This is a genomic window from Streptomyces sp. NPDC002671 (assembly GCF_053592475.1).
In genome coordinates this window covers 1-6,153 of the sequence record NZ_JBSFVU010000116.1, presented here as the reverse complement: position 1 = coordinate 6,153, position 6,153 = coordinate 1, and the positions used below count along the sequence as shown (strand labels likewise).

Below are 6,153 nucleotides of genomic sequence, written 5' to 3'. Positions count from 1 at the left end.
CTACCTCGCCGGCCTCGAACTCCGCGCCTCCATGATCTGGGTCGGAGATCTCTTGCAAGCAGCCGATTGATCACGACATCACACAGGCCCTAGTGCCGTTGCGGGGGCCAGGGGCAAGACGACGGTGGTGGCAGCGAGGGCGGTGTACAAGAACCGGGAACGGAGTGCCGGCCTGGGCTGTCTCGGTGGCAAGCCCTGGGCAGGTGCCGCCGCGGGCACCGGGTGATGTGTGCATGGGTGAGTGCTCATGGGTTATTTCTTTCCGGGGTGCAGGGTTTTCGGCCCGGCACACGGGTTGGTGAATTTTCGTCGTGCGCCGGGGCGGCCGCATCGCGAGGGATGAGGAAAAGCACTGCGGCGGGGTTCGTGTCCTTCGAGGTTTTGCATCGAGTCGGCCCGGCCGAAAAATCGTCAGGAGGAATGAGGAATCACGGCTCGACAAATTTGGTGGTCCAGGTTTCCGGGGCTGCCCTGTCCAGTGCCGTCACTGCTGGTGCCCCACCGGTGCCGCCAGGGCCGCCGTGGTCGTGGCCCTCCTGGTGGCGCTGCCCGTGCCGAGGGCCGTCTCCCCGCGCCGCAGCGCCAGATACCTCCGCAGGCCACTGCTGGCTTCCCGTCGTACCCGGCGCAGCACCGGGACCTGGGTGGCCCTGTGCAGCTGGTAGCGCCACGGCGCCTGGGCCCCCTGCCGTATCGACATCGCGTAGGTGAAGTCCACCAGATCCTGCTCAAGGTAATGGTCGAGGTGCTCGAACCAGGCCATGCTGGTGCGGGCCGCGGCCTGCACGGGATGGAGCGCGGCCCGGCGGCGCTTGTCGTAGGCCTGCAAAGCGGCAGGCAGTTCTGCCTCCGTATACAGGCTGTGCGCGAGCTCGATCGCATCCAGCAGCGCCAGCCGGGTGCCCGAGCCCAGGGTGTAGTGGGTGGTGTGGGCGGCATCCCCCAGCAGCACCACGTTGTCGTGGCACCAGGTGGCGTTGCGTACCTCGGTGAAGTGCTGCCAGCGTGCCGGCTCCCCCCGGGACTGGCCAAGCAGCGCGTGGCCGTCCAGAGCGGAGGCGAAGATCTGTTCCAACAACCGCACACCGTCGGCGGTGTCGAGCGTATCGAGCCCCAGCCCCCGCCAGGTCTCTGGGGCGCACTCGACGACGCAGGTGCTGATTTCCGCGCTCGAGGGGTAGGCGTAGAACCAGATCCACCCGGCCGGGGTCGGTTCGAAGGCGAAGGTGAAGCGGGGGAACACCTTGTCGGTGCCCAGCCATATGTAGGGGTTACGGCCGACTTCCAGGCGGGTGCCGAAGTGGTCGCCGTGCAACTGGCGCACCCGGCTGTTGGCCCCGTCGCAGGCGACGATCAAGTCGGCGTCGGCGAGCTCGGCCAGGTCGTCGACCTTGCGGCGGTGCTGGACATCCACCCCCAGCTCGGTTGCGCGTCGGGTGAGGATGTCGAGCAGGGTGGCGCGGGCGATGCTGTAGCCGTACCGGCCCAGATACGCGGTCTGTTCCCCGCGGCGGACCTCCTGGTCTTGCCACAGGGCCGAGGCCGCACGCACCGCCTGGGCGCTGTCGGGGTCGTTGCGGTAGAGGTGGTCGAGCAGGTCGTCCCCATACCCCACGCCCCAGCCGTAGGTGGCCCCCGGCGGGTCGCGTTCGATGACGGTGATGTCATGGCCGGCATCGCGGCGCTTGGCCGCGATCGCGAAGTACAACGCGCCCGGCCCACCGCCGACGCACACGATCTTCATGGCGTGTCCCGTTCTGGCTGCACGGCCGGGCGGCCGCATCGCGGCTGCGGCACCCTGGTGCGCGGTCGGTGTCGGATTGGGGCCGCCCAGCGGCGGAAGGGCGGCCCCGGCCGGCGTCCCCTGCCGGTCGGGGCCTTGGAGTAGCGGTCGCATGGGTTCCTCTTCCCTGGGTTGAGTCTCTGGGTCGACTCGGTGGGTTGGGTCTTGGTGCTTGTGGGTCGGTGCGCGCCCGAGGGCACAGAAGGGGGCTGGGCCTGTGCCCGGCACCGGGCGTGGGTGCGGCGATCTCACACCTGAGGTGTTTCTGCCGCACCCGCGCCCGGACCTTGGCGATCTGACCGGGGGCTCCTCGTGGCCGGTCAGGCGCCGCCACGAGGTGCCGCGGGGGTCAGGGCAGCGTTGGTGCCGCCTGCCCCGGGTCGGCTACCCCCAGCCCCAGCTGTCGCTGCTGTCGCCCCAGCTGTTGCTGTCGTCGCCCCAGCTTCCGTGGTGACAGTGGTGGTGACCCCAGCCGCCGCCCCAGCTGCTGAGGCTTGCCACGGTGGTGGCGTGCGCGGTGGCGGGTGCGGCCTGGGCGGCGGCGCCGCCGCCCAGGAGCGCCCCTGCGACGGTTACGGTGATGGCCGCGACCTTGGCGATCTTCTTATTCGTTCGAAACACGACCTGTCCCTACTTTCGGTGGATGCGCCTCACTCCGGATCGGTGAGGTCGTGTTTCGAGTAAGCCCGAACGGGTCATGCGTCGTCACGCCACTAAATGCCGTGACTTGACACCCGCAAATGATCTTGATAGAAGTCCGTGTCCCGCCCAGGCCACCCCGGTGCCCAGCCTCGTGACAGCCCTGCCGGCCCTATGACGGGCCCCTTGAGGCGCCGGCCCCGTAGACCAGCCGGACGGTCACCGCGACCCCGCCCTCCGCACCGGCCCCGGCGTCTTCGCGGTCTACCCGTACGCGGCCAGAACGAACCTCGTGAAGCGGATCATGAACCTGGTGCTCGCGGGCGTGGCCCTGGCGATCTCCAGCTTCTGGGGGACGGCGGCCGCGTCCACTGGTGCCCGCCTCGGAACGGTCGTACATCGGCGGCTCCACGGACGGCACCGTCTGAGACCTGATCACGGGCTACAACGGCCTCGGCCGGGTCTTCGGCGGCAAGGGCAACAACGGAGGCGGCGGTGGCGGAGGCGGTGGCTTCTCCGGCGGCCACAGGGCAACGGCAAGACGGGCGGTACGCCCCCGAACGGCACCGGCGACAACGGCCGTACCGGCGGCCCGGCGGCCGGCCCGGCGGTGCTCACACAAGCGGCCGCCGTCAGTCCAGCGGCGAGGCCGGCGAGTGGTGGTGCAGGAGCGGACTCGCCGGGAATCGCAGAGAGTTGAGCCATCCGGGACCACGGAGAAAACCTCCCGCGGCGCACGCGTGCGTGCCTCGGCACACGAGAAGAACGCGAGGATCAGGCTTCGAAGCCGTACTCCAGGATGTACGCGGACGCGCCCAGCACCATGTCGTTCAGCTCGACCGCCACACCGTCTGCGTTGAATGCAGTACGGGCAATGAGTGCCACGCGGGTACACCGGACGGCAGGCCCAGCCGGTCAGCCTCTTCCGCGGTCGGCATGCGGGAACGGATCTCCTCTCGAAAGCGAGTCGGCCCGCGGCCCAGTTCCTCAAGTCGCGCGTCCGTACCGCCGGGTCCCGTGTCCGGCTGCGCAATCGGCGTACCGGCAACCAGTTCGGCCGCCAAATACGACGTGGTGAGAAATACCGGCTTGCCGTCAAGGACGAACCGGCGCCTGCGTACACAGACCCGCTCGCCTTCTACCAGACCCAGGACTGCGGCAATCACGGTCGAGGGGCGGTTGCGTCCACGGAAGTGGTGTACGGGTTCGACCTGATCCGGGGGTTTGCTCCGACATCGGGGTGGAGTCTGCATAGATGAACGGCCACCGGCTGATCTTCGAGGTGTCGAAGCCCGAAGGAGATCAGCACGATGACCGCACCCGACAGTCTGCCCCTGCACGCCCTCACGGAAGACAACCTCGCCGCGGCGAGTCCCGATCTGCCGCGCGCGATGATCGAGACGTTCGCCGACGCACTCATGTCCGCGGAGGCCGATGCCCTCTGCAATGCCGAATACGGGCAGGTCAGCGACGAGCGAGTCAACCACCGCAACGGATATCGTCCGCGCGAGTGGGACACGAGGGCCGTGAAGCTTCCCCTTGATCGTGGACACCTGGAGACTGGGATCTTGAGGTTCCAGAGGAAGTAGCACCAGGTGGGAAGCAAGTACACGAAGCGGTACACCGAGGAGTGAACCGTTCCGGGTTCGGTAGAGATCTCAGATGTTGGTTGTGACCTGGGGTTTCGCGGTTGCGAGGTAGTGGTTGTTCTCGTATTCGACGGGCGGGACGTGGCCGATCTCACCGTGGAGTCGTCGGTGGTTGTACCAGTCGACATACTCGGCGGTGGCGAGTTCGACGTCGGACAGCGTCCTCCAGGGCCGTCGGGGCTTGATCAGCTCGGTCTTGAACAGGCAATGCCGCGGAGTTAAGTCGTCCCGCATCACGTCAAGTTGATCGGATTCCGGCCATGGATGTCTGCGAGGAACGGGACCTCTGCTACTGAGGTGAAGCCGACCAAGGTCTTCATCACTCCGAGCGGAGGTCCCGTTGCCCGAGCAGTCTGCCACCACGACGGTGACGCATAGCATTACCGTCGCCTCGGGCGTCTTCGCCCCCGGACATCTGGGGGAGCTCACGCAGCTTCTTCCCTTCGAACTGGTCGACGATGTGCTGGAACGCACCAGGGCGGTGCAGCGCAGGTTGCGTCTCATCCCCTCCCGCGTGGGGGTGTACTTCGTCCTGGCGATGTGCCTCTTCCCAAAGGCCGGGTATCTGCGCGTCTGGGGCAACCTGATTGCCGGGGTGCGGGCCCTGGTCTCGAAGGTCCCCTCGGAGAAGGCGCTGCGCGAGGTGCGCCGCCGTCTGGGGACGGCTCCGTTCCAGGAGTTGTTCGAGACGGTGGCCGGCCCGCTCGCCCGTCCTTCGACGCCCGGAGTGAGCTACCGGCGATGGCGCACGGTCGCCTTCGACGGATGCAACTCGCTGCAGGCTCCCGACACCTTCCGGATCCGTGAGGTGCTGGGAAAGACCCGCCGCCACCGAGGCGTGGAGGGGTACCCGCACGTCCGGTTGATGGCTCTGTGCGAGACCGGCACCCGCGGTCTGCTCGGGGCGGTGTTCGGGCCGACGAGCACAGGTGAGCCCGGATACGCCAGACAACTGCTGCCGCTGCTGGACGCAAGCATGCTGCTGCTCACCGACCGGAACTTCTCCGGCGACGAGTTCTTGAACGACGTCGCTGACACCGGCGCCCAGCTCCTGGCACGGCTCACCTACCGCCGCCGCCCGGCTGTGATCTCCGTACTGCCGGACGGTTCCTACCTGACCCGGCTGCGCGGCCACACCTTCCGGATCATCGAGGCCGACGTGACAGCGATCTGCGCCGACGGGAGCCGCGCCGCGGACCGATACCGCCTCGCGACGACGCTCCTGGACCACCAGACCGATCCGGCCGACCGGCTGGTCGCGCTCTACAGCGAGCGATGGGAGATCGAGCTGTCCTTCCTCGCGCTCAAGGACACGCTGCTCGCCGGCCGGGTTCTGCGCTCCGGCGACCCGGTGGGCCTGCAGCAGGAACTGTGGGCGCTGCTGGCCGTCTACCAGAGCCTTCGCCGCGCCATGGTGGACGCGGTCGAGTCCCGGCCGGGCACCGACCCCGACCGCGCCAGCTTCACCATTGCCCTCCGAGCGGCGGCAGAACAGGTGATCACCGCGCGGGCGGTTCTCGAACCCGCCGATGGAAACGGCGGCATCGCGCAGGCCGTACTTGGTGCGCTGCTGCCGCCGCGTCGGGCACGCACCAGCGCCCGGCTCGTGAAATGCCCGATCTCGCAGTACACCGTGGTCTCCCAGGAACGTCCCAGAAAGAGCCAGCGGATCACCTCCGTGCACGTTGCCGTCCACCGGCGTGACGAGACCGAGCCCGATGACCTGGGCTTCAGGGAGCGCACCCTCCGCCTCTTGCGCACCGATCCAGGACGAGCCTGGCGCACCGTCGAGATCAGCAAGGCCCTCGGCATCACGGTGAGGGCGAAGTACCGCAGCCTATGCACACAGATCAACCAGTGGGCAGAGCAGACCATGCTGATCCGGGAAGGACGAGGAAGATACCGGATCGCCCCCGAATGGCTCGCCCCTGCCAGCTGAAACTGATCAACTTGACGTGATGCGGGACGACTTAACTCCGCGGCATTGCTTGAACAGGCCGATCGTGCTCTCCATCAGAGCGTTGTCGTAGGCGTCACCGACCGATCCGATCGAAGCGGCGATGCCGGCAGCGTCCAGATGCT

Annotated in this window: 3 protein-coding genes and 4 pseudogenes; 3 read left to right on the top strand and 4 right to left on the bottom strand. The window is 67.9% G+C overall.

Annotated features, from left to right (window positions below; all coding sequences use genetic code 11):
- Positions 1-484: 484 nt before the first annotated feature.
- Together ACWD35_RS44675 and ACWD35_RS44670 are read right to left on the bottom strand one after the other, a co-directional pair.
- The gene (locus tag ACWD35_RS44675; protein WP_451357051.1) at positions 485-1,744 is read right to left on the bottom strand and encodes an FAD-dependent monooxygenase; all 1,260 of its coding nucleotides are present in this window, start codon (positions 1,742-1,744) and stop codon (positions 485-487) included.
- 423 nt (positions 1,745-2,167) lie between these two features.
- Positions 2,168-2,404: a hypothetical protein gene (locus ACWD35_RS44670; RefSeq protein WP_451357050.1), complete on the bottom strand. Its 237-nt coding sequence runs from the start codon at positions 2,402-2,404 to the stop codon at positions 2,168-2,170.
- 265 nt (positions 2,405-2,669) lie between these two features.
- On the opposite strand from ACWD35_RS44670, the pseudogene ACWD35_RS44665 reads away from it, so the two are divergent.
- Positions 2,670-2,943 (top strand): annotated as a pseudogene (locus ACWD35_RS44665) (hypothetical protein); the annotation flags it as partial.
- A 253-nt stretch (positions 2,944-3,196) separates the two neighbouring features.
- On the opposite strand, the pseudogene ACWD35_RS44660 reads toward ACWD35_RS44665, so the two are convergent.
- Positions 3,197-3,585: pseudogene (locus ACWD35_RS44660) on the bottom strand (UTRA domain-containing protein); the annotation flags it as partial.
- Positions 3,586-3,732: 147 nt separating this feature from the next.
- Between ACWD35_RS44660 and ACWD35_RS44655 the strand changes: the two are divergent.
- Positions 3,733-3,987, top strand: a pseudogene (locus ACWD35_RS44655) (transposase); the annotation flags it as partial.
- Positions 3,988-4,080: 93 nt separating this feature from the next.
- Here ACWD35_RS44655 and ACWD35_RS44650 read toward each other — a convergent pair.
- Positions 4,081-4,275, bottom strand: a pseudogene (locus tag ACWD35_RS44650) (IS3 family transposase); the annotation flags it as partial.
- Positions 4,276-4,411: 136 nt separating this feature from the next.
- On the opposite strand from ACWD35_RS44650, the gene ACWD35_RS44645 reads away from it, so the two are divergent.
- Complete coding sequence (locus ACWD35_RS44645; protein WP_451357049.1) at positions 4,412-6,010, top strand: IS4 family transposase; 1,599 nt, start codon at positions 4,412-4,414, stop codon at positions 6,008-6,010.
- Positions 6,011-6,153: the final 143 nt, after the last annotated feature.